The organism is Streptomyces pactum, from assembly GCF_016031615.1.
GTDB classification, from domain to species: Bacteria; Actinomycetota; Actinomycetes; order Streptomycetales; family Streptomycetaceae; genus Streptomyces; species Streptomyces pactus.
Map to the genome: position 1 here is coordinate 618,035 of NZ_JACYXC010000001.1, position 14,899 is coordinate 632,933.

Sequence of the window (14,899 nt, forward strand, 5' to 3'; positions counted from 1 at the left end):
TTTCCCGGTTTCCCCGGTACCTGACAGAGGGTGTCAGGTATGCCCGGCAGGGTTCTTCCCGGGGCCGGTCCGGCCGTCCGGACCCGCCCCCGACCGTCGTACCGGTGCGGCAAACCGGCCAGGGCCGCCGCATCGGGCAGAACCGGAAGAACCGAAGGAAGAGGAACCGCGCATGACCACCCACACCACCGGGACGTTCACCTACTCCTCCTGGGACGAGGCCACCACCGGGGAGAGCCCGGACGGTGCGAAGCTGGCCCGGGCCACCGTGGTCAACACCTTCTCCGGCGGGATCACCGCCGAGGGCACCTCCTGCGTGTACGCCATCACCTACCTCACCGGGAAGACCGGGGTCTGCCGGGGCTACGAGATGGTGACCGGTGCCCTGGACGGCCGCCGGGGCGGCTTCGTGCTCGACCAGCACGCGACGTTCGGTGAGGACGGCGTGGTGCACTGCACCTTCGAGGTGGTGGCCGGCTCCGGCACCGGTGAGCTGGCCGGCCTCTCCGGCACCGGGGCCTTCACCGCGGTGCCCGGCGAGCCGACCGTGCCCTACACCTTCGACTACCGGCTGGACTGAGCGCCCGGGCTCAGACGCCGAGGTCGGGGATGCGCCAGTCGATCGGCTGGTGGCCCTGGGCGGCCACCGCCTCGTTGATCTGCGTGAACGGCCGGGAGCCGAAGAACTTCTTCGCCGACAGCGGGGAGGGGTGGGCGCCCTTGACCACCGCGTGGCGGCTCTCGTCGATCAACGGCAGCTTCTTCTGCGCGTAGTTGCCCCACAGCACGAAGACCGCCGGGTCCGGCCGGGACGCGACCGCGCGGATCACCGCGTCGGTGAACTTCTCCCAGCCCTTGTTCTTGTGGGAGTTGGCCTCGCCGCCGCGGACGGTGAGGACCGCGTTCAGCAGCAGCACGCCCTGCCGGGCCCACGGCATCAGGTAGCCGTTGTCCGGGATCGGGTGACCGAGCTCGGCGTGCATCTCCTTGTAGATGTTCCGCAGCGAGGGCGGGGTCTTCACCCCGGGCCGCACCGAGAAGCACAGTCCGTGCCCCTGCCCCTCGCCGTGGTAGGGGTCCTGCCCCAGGATCAGCACCTTGACCTGGTCGTACGGGGTGGCGTCGAGGGCGGCGAACACCTCCTCGCGGGGCGGGTACACCGGGCCCTTCGCCCGCTCCTCCTCGACGAACTCGGTCAGCTCCTTGAAGTAGGGCTTCTCCAGTTCCTCGCCGAGGACGGCCTGCCAGGACTCGGGCAGCATGTCGGTCACTTGGGGGTTCCTCCGGTCGCTGTCGTAGGTGACGGGAAGAACGTACCGGCGACCACCGACAGCGGGTCCGGGCGGGGCGGCGGAAGCGGTCCTCCGCCGCCCCGCCGGCCGCCTTCCCGGCCCGGGCCGGGCCGGGCCGGGCCGGGCCGGCCCTGTCGGGCCGGTCCGGTCCTCGCCCGTCCCGGACCCGGCGCTGTCCCGGACCCGGGCCCGTCACGGCCGGCCCTGTCACCGTCTGGACCCGGCGCTGCCCCCGTCCCGACCGCGGCCCGCCGGACAGGTACGCGGTCAGGCGCCGACGCCGGCGTTGAGGAACAGTCCCCCGTCGAGCACCAGGGTCTGGCCGGTGAGCCACGCCGCCGCGTCCGAGGTGAGGAAGGCCGCGGCCCCGCCGATGTCCTCCGGCACGCCCAGCCGGCCCAGCGGGTACGGCGCGGCCGCCTCCGCCTCGCGGTTCTCGTACAGCGCCTGGGCGAAGCGCGTCTTCACCACGGCGGGCGCGATGGCGTTGACCCGCACCCGCGGCGCGAATTCGTGCGCCAGCTGCGCGGTGAGGTTGATCATCGCGGCCTTGCTCACGCCGTAGGCGCCGATGAACGGCGAGGGCGCGATCCCGGCGATGGACGCGATGTTGACGATGGTGCCGCCGTTCTCCTTCTGCCAGGCGGCCCAGGTGCGCTGGGCGAAGCCGAGCGCGGAGACCACGTTGGTCTCGAACACCTTGCGCGCCACCGCCAGGTCGAGCTCGGCGAGCGGCCCGAAGACCGGGTTGGTCCCGGCGTTGTTCACCAGGTGATCGACGCGGCCGAACGCCTCCATGGCGCGCTTCACCGCGTGCGCCTGGTGCGCCTCGTCGTGGGCCTTGCCCGGCACCCCGATCGCCCGGTCGGCGCCGAGCCGCTCCACGGCCTCGCGGAGCGCCTCCTCGTTGCGGCCGGTGATCACGACCCGGTCGCCGCGGGCCACCAGCGCCTCGGCGATGCCGTATCCGATGCCCCGGCTGGCGCCGGTGATCAGCGCGACCTCGCCGGTGTCCTCGTGTTCTGCGGTCATCGGTCCTCGCCTCCGGTCAGTTGAGCGGGCCGCCGGCCACGTACAGCACCTGGCCGGAGACGAAGCCGGCCGCGTCGGCGGTGAAGAAGGCGATGGCGTTCGCCACGTCGGCGGGCTCCCCGACCCGCTGCACCGGGATCTGGGTGGCGGCGGCGGCCTTGAAGTCCTCGAACTCCATGCCGACCCGGGCCGCGGTGGCCGCGGTCATGTCGGTGGCGATGAACCCCGGGGCCACCGCGTTGGCCGTGACGCCGAACTTGCCCAGCTCGATCGCGAGGGTCTTGGTGAAGCCCTGGAGACCGGCCTTGACGGCGGCGTAGTTGGCCTGGCCCCGGTTGCCGAGCGCGGAGCTGCTGGAGAGGTTGACGATCCGGCCGAACCCGGCGTCCACCATGTGCTTCTGGCAGGCCCGGGCCATCAGGAAGGCGCCGCGCAGATGCACCGCCACCACCGTGTCCCAGTCGCTGTCGCTCATCTTGAACAGCAGGTTGTCGCGGAGCACGCCCGCGTTGTTGACCAGGATGACCGGCGCGCCCAGCTCCTCGGTGACCCGGGCGACGGCCGCCGCGACCTGGTCGGAGTCGGAGACGTCGGCGCCGACCGCCAGGGCCCGGCCACCGGCCCCGGTGATCTTCTCCACGGTCTCCGCGCAGGCCGCCTCGTCGAGGTCGAGTACGGCCACGGCGCGGCCCTCGGCGGCCAGCCGCACGGCGGTGGCGGCGCCGATGCCGCGGGCCGCGCCCGTCACGATGGCGACGCGCTGCTCGGTGGTGGACATGCGGGTTCTCCTCGCCTCGGTAGCGGCTCACCACGGCCGGCCGCCGGGTGAGCAACCGCTTAGTCGCTTCAGCGTACGAGACGCTAGAAGCCGCACCACCGCATGTCAACGTTGCCTGCCCGGCGGCTCGGCCGGACAGGCCACCACCGGACGGGCGTGCCCTCCGCCGGCGCCCGCCCGCACGGTCCAACCGGGCGGCACGGGGGCCGTGGAAGCCGGACCGGGGAAGGCGGGCCGGGACGGGACGGGGAAGCCGGGCCGGGACGGGACCCGGGGAAGCCGGGCCGGGAAGCCGTACCGGGGCCGACCGGTCAGCGCACCAGCAGCTCCAGCAGCCGCTCGACCTCCGCCTCCGGGTCGGTGGTCAACCCGGTATGTACGGGCCCGGGCTGGACCACCGTGCTGCGCGGGGCGACCAGCCAGCGGAAGCGCCGCCCGGCGTCGTCACCGCCCGCCTGCCCGGCGTCGGCCCCGCCCCGGCACACCCCTTCGACGGCGTGCAGCGCGGCCCTCACCCCCGACACGTCCACGGTGGGGTCCAGGGCGAGCAGCCGGGCCTCGTCCAGCTCGGTGCGGGCGGCCACGAACGAGGCCGCCCGGCAGTAGACGACCACCCCGGCGTTGATCAGCTCGCCGCGCTCGACCCGGGGGACCACGCGCAGCACCGCGTACTCGAAGACATCGCGTCCGTTGTGCAGTCCGCTCACTTCACTGCCTTCCGCCGCGGCCCACCGGTGAGCCAGTCCGGGGCCTTGGAGGGGGTGTCGCCGGTGCGCTCCCCGATGGTGATCCTCCCGCCGATCGACGCGGCCCGCTCCAGCAGTACCTCCACATAGGTACGGCGCAGCGCGTCCGGGCCGTCGAAGCCGGGCTCATCGGCCAGCCACGCGTCGGGCACGTCGGCGACGACCTCGGTCAGCAGCTCCTCGGTGACGCGGGGCGCCAGTTCGGCCGCCGCCGCCGCGATGTCGGGGGCGAAGGAGGCGAGCACATGGTCGGAGGCGTCGTACGGCTTGGCGGCGGCGACCTTGGCGCCGCGCCAGTTGTGGTGCCAGATCATCGTGGCGCCGTGGTCGATGAGCCACAGCTGCCCGTGCCAGACCAGCATGTTCGGGTTCCGCCAGGAGCGGTCCACGTTGTTGATCAGCGCGTCGAACCAGACCACCCGGCCGGCCTCGGCGGCGCCGACCTCGAAGGCGAGCGGGTCGAAGCCGAGCGAGCCCGGGAGGTAGTCCATCCCCAGGTTGAGGCCGCCGCTGGCCTTGATCAGGTCCTGCACCTCCTCGTCCGGTTCGCTCAGGCCGATCACCGGATCGAGCTGCATCAGGACCAGATCGGGCACCCGCAGGCCCAGCCTGTGGCCGAGCCGGCCGCAGATGATCTCCGCCACCAGGGTCTTGCGCCCCTGCCCGGCGCCGATGAACTTCATGACGTACGTGCCGAGATCGTCGGCCTCGACGATCCCCGGGAGCGAACCACCCTCACGCAAAGGCGTGACATAGCGGGTCGCTACGACCTCTTGCAACACTTTCCCAGGTCACCCATCTCTTCAGCCTTGCGATTCACGGATTGCCCCTCCGCGGCGCAAGGGCAGGAATCACCGGTCAACGGCACTGGGGAGAATCCGGGAAATCTCTGCCGGCGAGCCGGTCTCCCCGCTCCCCCAGCAGCCCGTCGATGGTGCCGCGTCCCTTGTTCCGACTCCGGCATGAAGTCAGCATAGTAACCGAGGGTGATCGCGGGTGAAGAGTGCCCGAGCCACCGCGCCGAGGTCACGACGCACTCCCCGGCTTCCAGCATGACCGAGGCGCGGGCAGCCGAGGCACAGGGAAGCGGGCCTGCCCGGACGCCGATGCGGCACGCGCCACCCGGCCCGAACCGACCGCCCGACGCCAACCCCGTCGGCCGACCGACGACCCACCCGCTCCCCGGCGCACACAACGGCTTGAATTGATTTAGCGTTCAACTTAATTCGGTGACATGCTGACCACCAGGACGGCCACCATCCAGGTCGCCGGCCCAACACCCCGACGCATCAACGGAGATGACGTGACATGAGCGAGATGCTGCCGCTCCGCCTCCACCACCACGCCTGGATCACCGACGACCAGGAAGCCAACCGGCGCTTCTACGAGGATGTGATCGGCCTGCCCCTGGTCGCCACGTGGACCGAGCGCGAAATCCTGGCAGGAACCGAGCGCGTCTACAGTCACACCCTCTACGGCCTGGCCGACGGCAGTGCGCTCGCCTTCTTCCAGTTCGCAGACCCCGAGGACCAGGAGGAGTTCAAGACCGACATCAATGCCACCCCCGTGCGCCACATCGCCTTCAAGGTCGAGGCGGAGATCCAGGAAGCCCTACGCGAGCGCGTCACCGCGGCCGGCCATGCGGAGACGAACGCCCAGGTGATCGACCACGGGTACTGCGTCTCGCTGTACATCACGGATCCAACGGGCTGCTCCTGGAGTTCGCCGTCGACCACCCCGACGTGGAAGAGATCGACGCCGAGCGGCGAGCCACAGCACACGAGGACCTCTCCCGCTGGCTCGCCGGCGACCACACCAGCAACAACCGCTGGCGCTGACCACTCGTCCGGCTTTGGCCCAGTGCAGCGGGGCAGGGGTTGCCCCGTGCTCGGCCGTAGGCGTTGAGACCTGGATCGGTACCGCCTCCGCCTGCCTGAACTGATCGGGGGCGTGGCCACTGACGGTGAGTTCTTGCCGTTGGCGGCAGAGCGAACGCATGATCGGCTCATGCGAGGTGCCTTCGATGACGTCCCGTGGGACACGCTCTTCCCCCACCTGCCGCCTGCCGACGTGGAATCCCTGGAACGCACCGCTCGTATGGTCGATGCGGCTGGTGCGCAGGGAGACAAGGCCGAGTGGGAGTGGACACCGGATCACGTGGTCTTCCCCGGCCCGCAGCCGTGGACACCCGTCCTGCTCGGCCTGGATGTCATCGAGTGTGTGGACGGGGGTGATCAGCTGGAGTTCCAGCTGCACGTCGTGTGGACGGACTCCGGTCGGCTCGCGGTCGACGCGGCGGTGAACGTGGCCTGCTGGTGCGACACCGACCACGCCGGCCATGACGTCGACGCCCTCAGGCTTGTCGTCGGTGAGGAGACCTCACTGCCCGGTGCCTTCGCGGCTGGTGCCCAGCGTCTGCTCGGATGGCTCGCCGACCCTCGCGACGCGGACTTCTGGCGTGCCCGAGCGGCTCTTCCTCCCCGCCGGCCCGCCTAGGAAGCCGGCGGAACGACCACGGGTGCGGCAGTTGGTGTGATCAGGTCACGCCGGTGTCGCGCTCGATGGCGGCGAGCCGGTTCTTGAGTCGGTGGCCAGGGCCGTTGGCGGCGACGACGTCACCGGCTGCGGAGACTTGCCATCCCGCTGAGCCCCCGACCTACCGACGCGGTCCACCCGGGCATGCACCGCAAAGGCGGCTTCCGCGATGCCCACGTGCCCGACGCGGTCGGCCTCCGCACTCGCTGAGAGCTCGTCAGGCCGGCCGGGAATCCCCTGCGGGCAGGGATCAACCGGTATCAACATCCGACCGCATTCGCGGCCTGGCTCTGCCACTATGCACCTATGACGGCTGGACCGAAGAGAAGTAAAGCGATTGCAAAGCCACTCTGACGCCGCAGGTCAGGAAGGGTGATCCCCGCGCAGGCGGGGGTGGTCCGCTGGAGGCAGCGTGGGCCGGTGAGGAGGCCCCGTGGTCCCCGCGCAGGCGGGGGGTGGTCCGTCCGATCCGGCACTTGGCGTGGTCGCCGTGTGGTCCCCCGCAGGGACCGCCCCCGCCTCTCCCGGCCTCCCCGGCCTCAACCCGCCTCTCCCCGCCATCAGGCGCACCCCGCCGCCTCTTGCGGCGGACCCCGTCGCGGCCTGTGTCGTGGATCACGTTCGACCCGTGTCACGTCCGGGCTCCCCGCTCCCATCTGGTGGGCGTCGGCAAGCGACACGAGCAGGGGAGAACGATGAGCGCACGGCAGGAGACCGGCACGGCGACCACGCACCACGTGGTGATCCTGGGAGCGGGCTACGCGGGCCTGGCCACGGCCGTCCAGCTCGCGGCCCGGACGAAGCGGCGCGAGGACGTGCGGGTGACGCTGGTGAACGCGCAGGAACGGTTCACCGAGCGCATGCGGCTGCACATGACGGCGACCGGGCAGCGGCTCGCCGAACTGAGCATCCCTCAGCTGCTGGAGGGCACCGGCGCGCAGTTCGTACGCGGCTGGGTGACCGCGGTGGACGCGGGGGCGAGGACCGTGCGGATCGACGACGAACGCGAACTGCGCTACGACACGCTGGTGTACGGGCTGGGCGGCATCGCCGACACCGCGGCGGTGCCGGGGGCCGAGGACCACGCCTACACCCTGAGCAGCGCCCAGGACGCCGAGCTGCTGGCCGACCGGCTCGCCCGGCTGGACAGCGGCACGGTGGTGGTCGCGGGCACCGGACTGACCGGTGTCGAGGCGGCCGCGGAGATCGCCGAGCGGCACCCTCGGCTGCGCGTGGTGCTGCTCGGCCGGCAGGAGCCGGGCGCGGCCATGAACCCCAAGGCCGGGGCGTATCTGCGCGCCGCGCTCGACCGGCTCGGGGTCCGGGTGCGCACCGGCGCGGAGCTGGCGGAGGTGCTGCCCGGCGCGGTGCGGCTGGCGAGCGGGGAGAGCATCGCCGCCGACGCGGTCCTGTGGACGGGCGGCACGCGCACCTCGCCGCTGGCGGCGGCCGCCGGGCTGACCGTCGACGACCGCGGACGCGTCGTCACCGACGCCACGCTGCGGTCGGTCTCCCACCCCGAGGTGTACGCGATCGGCGACGCGGCCGCCGTCCCCCAGGGGTACGGCGTCATGCACGGCACCTGCCAGGGCGGCATGCCGACCGGGGTGCACGCCGCGCTGTCGATCGACCGGATGCTCCGGGGCAGGCGGCCCAGGCCGTTCCGCTTCGGCTACTACCACACGCCGGTGAGCCTGGGGCGCGGGGACGCCGTGGTGCAGTTCACCCGGCCCGACGACAGTCCACGGCAGATCTGCCTCACCGGCCGCGTCGCCGTCCGGTACAAGGAGACGGTGACCGCCTCACCCTGGCCGACGTACGGCCGTATGAAGAAGATGCCCGCCTCCGGTGCCCTCTGGCCCCGCGGGGGTCGCGCCACCCGCGTCCGGGGGGCCCGGTGACCGAGACCTCCACCCACCCCGGCCAGCAGGTCTTCCACGAGTACCGGCGGCTGCTGTTCTCGGTGGCCTACCGCCTCCTGGGCAGCGCCGCCGACGCCGAGGACGCGGTCCAGGACGCCTGGCTCAAGTGGTCCGCCGCGGACCGCTCGCAGGTGGCCGACCCCAAGGCGTACCTGACGCGCATCGTCTCCAACCTGGCGCTGGAGCGGCTGCGCTCGGCCCGGCACAAGCGGGAGACCTACGTGGGTCCGTGGCTGCCGGAGCCCATCCTCACCGGGGGCGACGCCTCCGAGGCCGTCACGGACGCCGAGTCGGTGTCGATGGCCATGCTGGTGGTGCTGGAGACGCTCAGCCCGCTGGAGCGCGCGGTGTTCGTGCTGAAGGAGGTGTTCGACTTCAGCCATGCCGAGATCGCCGAGGCGGTGGAGCGTTCCGAACCGGCGGTGCGGCAGGCCGCGCACCGGGCCCGCGAGCACGTGCGGGCGCGTCGGCCGCGCTTCGCCGCCGACCGGTCGCGGCAGCGCGAGGCCACCGAGCGGTTCTTCGCCGCCGCGACCGGCGGGGATGTCAACGCCCTGATGGAGCTGCTCTCCCCGGACGTCACCCTGTGGACCGACGGCGGCGGCAAGGTCCGCCAGGCCCTGCGCCCGGTGGTGGGCGCGGCCACGGTGGCCAACTGGTTCGCGGCCCTCACCACCGTCACCTATCAGGGCGTCGGCCCCGCCGACATGAAGGCGGAGCTCGTGGAGATCAACGGCGGGCCGGGCGTCCTGTTCAGCGGACCGGACCGGGTGATCGCCACCCTCACCTTCGACTTCGACGCCGAGGGCCGCATCACCACCCTGCACAACGTGGCCAACCCGGACAAGCTCCACGCCGTCGCCGACGGCACCGCGTACGACATCGGCACGCGGTGAGGGTGGTGACCGCGCGCCGTCCGCGCCCGGTCCGGCCGCGGGTCGCGGATAGGGGCGTTCCCGGAGCCCCGGTGGCCCCGGGAACGCCGGCGGGCGACCGGGCCGGGCCCGGGGCCCGCGCCCGGGCGGCCGGGGCTCCGCGCCGGACCGGGCGGGCGGTGGCCCCGCGGCGGCTCACCGCTCGCGCGGCCCGGGGCCGGGCTCGGTGGCGCCCCGGGGCGTCCCGGTGGCGTGGAGCTTGGTGAAGGGCAGGAGGAGTTCGGCGGTCCGCACCGGTTCCTCCAGGATGGGCGTGTGTCCGGCACCGGGCAGCAGGTCGATCTCCGCGCCCGGAACGACGCGGTAGTCCTCCGCGGACGAGGGCCGCCATCTGCGGTCCTGTTCACCGAAGATGACCCGCAGCGGCTTGCCGAGCGCCGCCAGCCGGGCCGGGAGCGCCCGCTGGTTCAGATAGGCGATGGACGCCTGCATCGCCGCGGTGATCGCGTGGGGGCTCATACCGCGCAGTTCGTCGATGAGTTCTCGGGGGACCTGGTACCCCTCGCGGAATCCGGTGCTCGCGAACCGGCGGATCTGCTCGTCGCTCGGCGGCCACCGCGCGGGGTCGATCGGAGCGGACGCCGGTGCGATGAAGGCGTCCATGCCGGGGCCGGTGTTGATGAGCGCGAGCGCGGTCACCAGGTCGGGCCGTTCCTCGGCGAGAGCGGTGGCGGCACAGCCGCCGCTGGAATGGCCGATCGCCACGACCTGCCCGACGCGGAGCCGGTCCAGTACCGCGCCGAGCGTGCGCGCCTGCTCGGACGTGGCGTAGCCACGGCCGACGGGTTCCGACGAGCGGCCGTGGCCCGGCAGGTCGATCCGGATCACGCGATGGGCCGGGACCAGCAGCGGGACGAGCGCGTCCCAGGAGCGGCCGGAGGTGGCGGATCCGTGGAGGAGCAGGAGCGCGGGGGCGTCCCGCGGACCGTCCTGGCAGACGTGGATGTCGCCGTGCTCCAGGCGGAGGAGCGCGTGCTCGGTGCCGTCGGCGGCGCTGTCCGCGAACGGGTGGCTGTCGGGAGAAGTCATGGGCCCACTGTCGCGCCCGGTGGGACGCCGTGGCTTGGACGAATGTTCCCGTCCTCGGCTCACGTAGCATCGAGCGATGGGGTCCGCCATCATCAGCCAACGTGTCGATCCCGCCGCCTGGGACGTGGTACGCCCGCACCGGCCCGGCCGGCTGCCCGGTGCCGACATGGCCGGGTTCCGGGTGCGAGGCCCGGTCGTCGCCGGCCTGCGGGTGGTTCCGCACCCGGCCGTGATGCTGATCCTGGAATTCGGGGAGAGCGCCCCCACCATGGACGACGGCACGGGGCGGCGGCATCGGGGAAGTCTCGTGGCCGGGCCCGGGTTCGGCTCCGGGGGCGCGGTGCGGGCCTGGGGCGAGCAGGTCGAGTGCGTGCAGGTGCGCCTGTCCCCGGTGGTGGCCGGCGCGGTGCTGGGTGTCCGCCAGGCCGAACTGGCCGGGGCCGCGGTCCCCCTCGACGACCTGTGGGGCCGGGAGGCGGCACGGCTGCGCGAGCGGCTGAGCGAGATGACCTCGTGGCACGACCGCTTCGCGTTCACGGACGCGCTGCTCGCCCGCCGCTTGGAGGGGCGACCGCGCATGGACCCGGGGGTGGCCTGGGCCTGGAACCGGATCGTCGCCGGCCGGGGCCTGGTCCGGGTCGATCACCTGACGGCGGAGCTCGGGTGGAGCCGCAAGCGTCTGTGGTCCCGGTTCCACGCGCACATCGGCATGGCGCCCAAGCGTGCCGCGACACTGGTCCGCTTCGACCATGCGGTGCACCGCATGGTGGCCGGTGAGGGCGCTGCCCTGGCCGCGGCCGCCGGGGGCTACTGCGACCAGTCCCATCTGCATCGCGACGTCAAGGCGTTCACCGGCGCGACACCGGCGACCGTGGTGGACGAGCCGTTCCTGAGGGTGGACGACCGCGCGTGGCCGACCGGAGTACCGGCCGGCCCCCTCCTCACCCCTCCGGCGGCACCTCTCCGGCGGCCCCCCGCGCGGTCTCATGAGGGCCGCGGGACGCCGGGAGGCCCCGCCCGCATCGACCGGTGCCGGGTGACCGGGTGACCGGACGCCCCGGGGACGGCCACCGCCCTCGGGGCGTACGCCGCCGGGCGACCGGGCGGGCGGCCGGTTCACCCGGGCGACCCCCGCGCCGCCTCTTTCGGGCGGAATCCGGCGGGCCGCGGCGGGTGGTGCGGCAAGCGGGGACACACCGCGGCGTATGACGGGGGGACGGGTCCCGGCGGCCCGTCGCCCGCGCCGTCCGGCCGTCGTCCCGGCCCCTCGCGCGCACCGTCCGGCTCGTCGCCCGAGCCCGTCGCCCGAGCCCTTCACAGGAGGCAGCAGTGATGCGGAACCCGGTATCCGAGCGGAAGGAACCCGCCGCGGCGGACGCCTCCCGGCGCGCCCTGGTGGTGGCCGGCGCCGCGGGCCTCACCGCCGCGCTGACCGCGTGCGGCGGAGGCGGTGGTGACGGCGGGGGAACCGAGGAGACCGGGAGCGAGGAGACCGGAGGCACGGCCGGCACCGAGCTGGCCAGGACCACCGACATCCCCGAGGGCGGCGGCAAGGTCTTCGCCGACCGGCGGGTGGTGGTCACCCAGCCGACCCGGGGCGAGTTCCGGGCCTTCTCCGCGATCTGCACCCATCAGCGGTGCACGGTCTCCAGCGTCTCCGGCGGCACGGTGAACTGCCCCTGTCACGGCAGCCGCTTCGCCATCACCGACGGCGGGGTGCGCGGCGGTCCCGCGCGCCGGCCGCTGCCGCCCCGGGAGATCACCGTGGAGAACGGCACCATCCGCCTCGCCTGACCGGGCCACCGGCCCGCCCGGTCGCCCGTCGCCCGTCGCCCGTCGCCCGCCGGGCGGCCGGGGCCCGTCCGCGAGCCCGGACGCGTCCGCCGCCGGGCTGCTGACCGCCGGGGTCCGGCTCGGGACCCGCCCCCGGCGGCCGACCGCAGCCCGTACGGGGACGGCGGCGCGCGGCCGGGGCCGGCGCTCCGCGAGCCCGGGCACGTTCCCCTCGGCCACCGCGGCCGGCGGGCGGCCGGCCCGTGCGGCCGTTGGGACGCGCCCACTGCCGGGCCGCGGCACGGGGCCCGGCCCGGTGCCATGACCGGGCGGCCGGCCCGGTGCGGCGTTCGGGTGCGGGGGTCGGCCGGCCCGGCGCGGGCGTCCGCTCAACGCGGGGTGCCCGCTGGGGCCACTCGGCACGTCCCCGGCGAGGCCCGCTCGACACGCGCCCCCGGCACGATCCCCCGGTGCGGGGCCCAGCCGGCGGAGGTGACCGCACGGCGTGTGCCGGGGCGGCCGGTGGCCCCGGCACGGTGCGGGCGCCCGGCGGCGACGGGCGCCCGCGCACCGTGCGGGCCCGGGAGGCCACGGGCGGCCGGCGGCCCGTGGCCCCGGGCGTCGGCGGTCTCAGGCGCCGAGCGGGGTGCCCGCCGCCCGCAGCGCCTCCACCGCCGCCCGGATGGAGGGCCTGCGGTCGGCGTCGGCGCGCCAGATGGCATAAATATGGCGCCGCATGCTGTGCCGTACCGGCACCACCCGCACCTGGTCGGGGACGGGTCCGCGGCCCAGTCGGGGGGCGACGGCGACACCGAGGCCGGCGGCGATCAGCGCCATCTGGGTGGCGTGCTCCTCGGCGGTGTGCGAGATGCGCGGCTCGATGCCCTTGCCGCGCAGGGTGAACATCAGCCAGTCGTAGCAGAACCCGTTGGGCCAGGAGATCCACTCGTCGGCGGCGAAGTCCTCCAGATCCACCTCGTCCCGGTCGGCGAGCGGGTGGTCGGCGGGGATCGCCACGTCCGCCGGGTCGTCCATCAGCGCGGCCTTGACCAGGCCGCCGGGCATCGGCAGCGGCTTGTTGTACCAGTCGAGCACCACGGCGAGGTCGATGTCGCCGCGCACCACGCTCGGCACCGACGCGTCCGGCTCCATCTCCAGCAGCCGGGTGCGCAGTTGCGGGTGCTCGGCGCGGAGCGTGGTGAGGGCCTGCGGCAGCAGGCCCCGGGCGGCGGTCGGGAAGGCGCCGAGCAGCAGCTCGCCGACCGCCTGTCCGCGCTGTGCCTCCAGATCGGACTGGGCGAGCTCGACCTGCGACAGGATGCGGGCGGCGTGGTCGGCGAGGAGGCGTCCGGCGTCGGTGAGCCGTACCCCGCGCCCGTTCTTGGCCAGCAGCTGCTGGCCGGTCTCGCGTTCGAGCTTCGACAGCTGCTGGGAGACGGCGGAGGTGGTGACGTGCAGTCCGTCCGCGGCACCGCTCACCGAGCCGTGGCGGGCCACGGCGTGCAGGGTGCGCAGGCGATCCAGGTTCAACATGTAAGGAATGCTACGCGAAATGCCGCACGGAATTTCGCTTGTCCTACGAGATCCGCCCCGCCATGGTGATGTCCATGACCTCTGCCGCCCGGGCCGCCGATCCCACCGGTTCCGCCGCTCCCCCGCCTCCCCCGCCCCCCGCCGGACCGTGGTGCCCCCGGGCCCCGTGACACCGCCGTCCGGCCGCTGCTCGACTGGCGGCTGCGCTTCGGCGCGCTGGCCCTCATCTGGGGTTTCAGCTTCCTGTTCATCAAGGTCGGCACCGAGGCGTTCGCCCCGCTGTACGTGACCCTGGGCCGGATGGTGTTCGGCACCGCGGTGCTGGCCGGGGTGCTGCTGGCCCGGCGGGAGCGGCTGCCGCGCGAACGCCGGGTCTGGGGTCACCTGGCGGTGGCCGGGTTCTTCCTCAACGCCCTGCCGTTCTCCCTCTTCGCCTATGCCGAGCTGACCATCTCCTCGACGCTGGCAGGGATCTGCAACGCGACCTCCCCACTGTGGGGCATGGTGCTCGCGGTGGTGGCCGTCTCCGAGGACCGGCCGAACCGGCAGCGGGTGGCGGGGCTGGGACTGGGCTTCATCGGGGTGCTGATCGTGCTGGGGGCCTGGCAGGGCTTCTCCGGGCAGGACCCCGCGGGCACCGTCATGGCGCTGATCGCCTCGTTCAGCTACGCGGTCGGCTGGCTGTACGTACGCCGCACGCTGACCGGCACCGGCCACTCCCACCTGTCCATGTCCGGGGCGCAGTTGCTGCTGGGCACCCTCCAGCTCGCGGTGGTCACACCGGTGTTCGCCCCCGCCCCGGACTCGCTGCCGGTGCTGCCGCTGCTGTCGGTGATCGCGCTGGGCGCGCTCGGCACCGGGGTGGCCTTCCTGGTGCAGTACGGGCTGGTCGCCGAGGTGGGGCCGACCACCGCGATGATGGTCACCTACTTCGTGCCGGTGATCGCCACCGCGGCGGGGGTCGCCATCCTCGGTGAGCGGCTGAGCTGGAACACCCCGGTCGGCGCGCTGGTGGTGCTGGCGGGCGCGGCGCTCACCCAGAGCCCGCCGCGCCGGAAGCGGACGCGGCGGCAGCCCGCGTAGCCCGCCCCACCGGCCGGCGCCGCCTGCGGCCGTCGGACCGCGCGTGCCGTCCGCGACCGCCGGCGGCCGTCCGCACCGCCCGGCGCCGCCTGCGGCCGTCGGACCGCGCGTGCCGTCCGCGACCGCCGGCGGCCGTCCGCACCGCCCGGGGCCGGCCCGGGCCGTCCGGCCGGATCGCGTCCCCTGCCGTACCGGACCGTGCGGCGGTGCGGCAGGGGACCCGGCCGCGGGCCCGGGCCCG

15 protein-coding genes are annotated in these 14,899 nt (G+C 73.9%); 8 read left to right on the forward strand and 7 right to left on the reverse strand.

Features of this window, described 5'->3' with window-relative positions; genetic code table 11:
* The first annotated feature begins 172 nt into the window (after positions 1-172).
* Positions 173-580: a DUF3224 domain-containing protein gene (locus tag IHE55_RS02475; RefSeq protein WP_197987507.1), complete on the forward strand. Its 408-nt coding sequence runs from the start codon at positions 173-175 to the stop codon at positions 578-580.
* A 10-nt stretch (positions 581-590) separates the two neighbouring features.
* On the opposite strand, the gene IHE55_RS02480 is transcribed toward IHE55_RS02475, so the two are convergent.
* From IHE55_RS02480 to IHE55_RS02500, 5 genes are all read right to left on the reverse strand, one after another.
* Positions 591-1,262, reverse strand: a complete 672-nt coding sequence (locus IHE55_RS02480; protein ID WP_197991739.1) for a uracil-DNA glycosylase — start codon at positions 1,260-1,262, stop codon at positions 591-593.
* A gap of 297 nt (positions 1,263-1,559) precedes the next feature.
* Positions 1,560-2,324, reverse strand: coding sequence for an SDR family oxidoreductase (locus IHE55_RS02485; RefSeq protein WP_197987508.1), 765 nt, complete (start codon positions 2,322-2,324; stop codon positions 1,560-1,562).
* Between the two features lie 16 nt (positions 2,325-2,340).
* Positions 2,341-3,102, reverse strand: a complete 762-nt coding sequence (gene fabG, locus IHE55_RS02490; protein ID WP_197987509.1) for a 3-oxoacyl-ACP reductase FabG — start codon at positions 3,100-3,102, stop codon at positions 2,341-2,343.
* A gap of 311 nt (positions 3,103-3,413) precedes the next feature.
* On the reverse strand, positions 3,414-3,809 hold the full coding sequence (locus IHE55_RS02495; protein ID WP_197987510.1) for a DUF3037 domain-containing protein: 396 nt from the start codon (positions 3,807-3,809) through the stop codon (positions 3,414-3,416).
* Entirely contained in the window at positions 3,806-4,630 is an 825-nt protein-coding gene (locus IHE55_RS02500) for a HipA family kinase (protein WP_197987511.1), read from the reverse strand. The genes IHE55_RS02495 and IHE55_RS02500 overlap by 4 nt, the downstream gene beginning before the upstream one ends.
* Before the next feature lie 526 nt (positions 4,631-5,156).
* Here IHE55_RS02500 and IHE55_RS02505 point away from each other — a divergent pair.
* From IHE55_RS02505 to IHE55_RS02520, 4 genes are all read left to right on the forward strand, one after another.
* The gene (locus IHE55_RS02505) at positions 5,157-5,753 is read left to right on the forward strand and encodes a VOC family protein (RefSeq protein ID WP_232265427.1); all 597 of its coding nucleotides are present in this window, start codon (positions 5,157-5,159) and stop codon (positions 5,751-5,753) included.
* 102 nt (positions 5,754-5,855) lie between these two features.
* Entirely contained in the window at positions 5,856-6,344 is a 489-nt protein-coding gene (locus IHE55_RS02510; RefSeq protein WP_197987512.1) for a hypothetical protein, read from the forward strand.
* Between the two features lie 734 nt (positions 6,345-7,078).
* Positions 7,079-8,284: an NAD(P)/FAD-dependent oxidoreductase gene (locus tag IHE55_RS02515; RefSeq protein WP_197987513.1), complete on the forward strand. Its 1,206-nt coding sequence runs from the start codon at positions 7,079-7,081 to the stop codon at positions 8,282-8,284.
* Positions 8,281-9,201, forward strand: coding sequence for an RNA polymerase sigma-70 factor (locus IHE55_RS02520; RefSeq protein WP_197987514.1), 921 nt, complete (start codon positions 8,281-8,283; stop codon positions 9,199-9,201). Before IHE55_RS02515 ends, IHE55_RS02520 begins: the two co-directional genes overlap by 4 nt.
* A 174-nt stretch (positions 9,202-9,375) precedes the next feature.
* Here the strand turns inward: IHE55_RS02520 and IHE55_RS02525 are convergent, their stop codons facing one another.
* Positions 9,376-10,269, reverse strand: coding sequence for an alpha/beta fold hydrolase (locus IHE55_RS02525; RefSeq protein WP_197987515.1), 894 nt, complete (start codon positions 10,267-10,269; stop codon positions 9,376-9,378).
* Between the two features lie 166 nt (positions 10,270-10,435).
* On the opposite strand from IHE55_RS02525, the gene IHE55_RS02530 reads away from it, so the two are divergent.
* Both IHE55_RS02530 and IHE55_RS02535 read left to right on the forward strand, forming a co-directional pair.
* The gene (locus tag IHE55_RS02530) at positions 10,436-11,317 is read left to right on the forward strand and encodes a helix-turn-helix domain-containing protein (protein WP_197991740.1); all 882 of its coding nucleotides are present in this window, start codon (positions 10,436-10,438) and stop codon (positions 11,315-11,317) included.
* A 284-nt stretch (positions 11,318-11,601) separates the two neighbouring features.
* Complete coding sequence (locus IHE55_RS02535; RefSeq protein WP_197987516.1) at positions 11,602-12,063, forward strand: Rieske (2Fe-2S) protein; 462 nt, start codon at positions 11,602-11,604, stop codon at positions 12,061-12,063.
* Positions 12,064-12,672: 609 nt separating this feature from the next.
* On the opposite strand, the gene IHE55_RS02540 is transcribed toward IHE55_RS02535, so the two are convergent.
* The gene (locus IHE55_RS02540) at positions 12,673-13,575 is read right to left on the reverse strand and encodes a LysR family transcriptional regulator (protein ID WP_197987517.1); all 903 of its coding nucleotides are present in this window, start codon (positions 13,573-13,575) and stop codon (positions 12,673-12,675) included.
* 249 nt (positions 13,576-13,824) lie between these two features.
* Between IHE55_RS02540 and IHE55_RS02545 the strand changes: the two genes are divergently transcribed.
* Positions 13,825-14,658, forward strand: a complete 834-nt coding sequence (locus IHE55_RS02545; protein ID WP_372442746.1) for a DMT family transporter — start codon at positions 13,825-13,827, stop codon at positions 14,656-14,658.
* Positions 14,659-14,899: the final 241 nt, after the last annotated feature.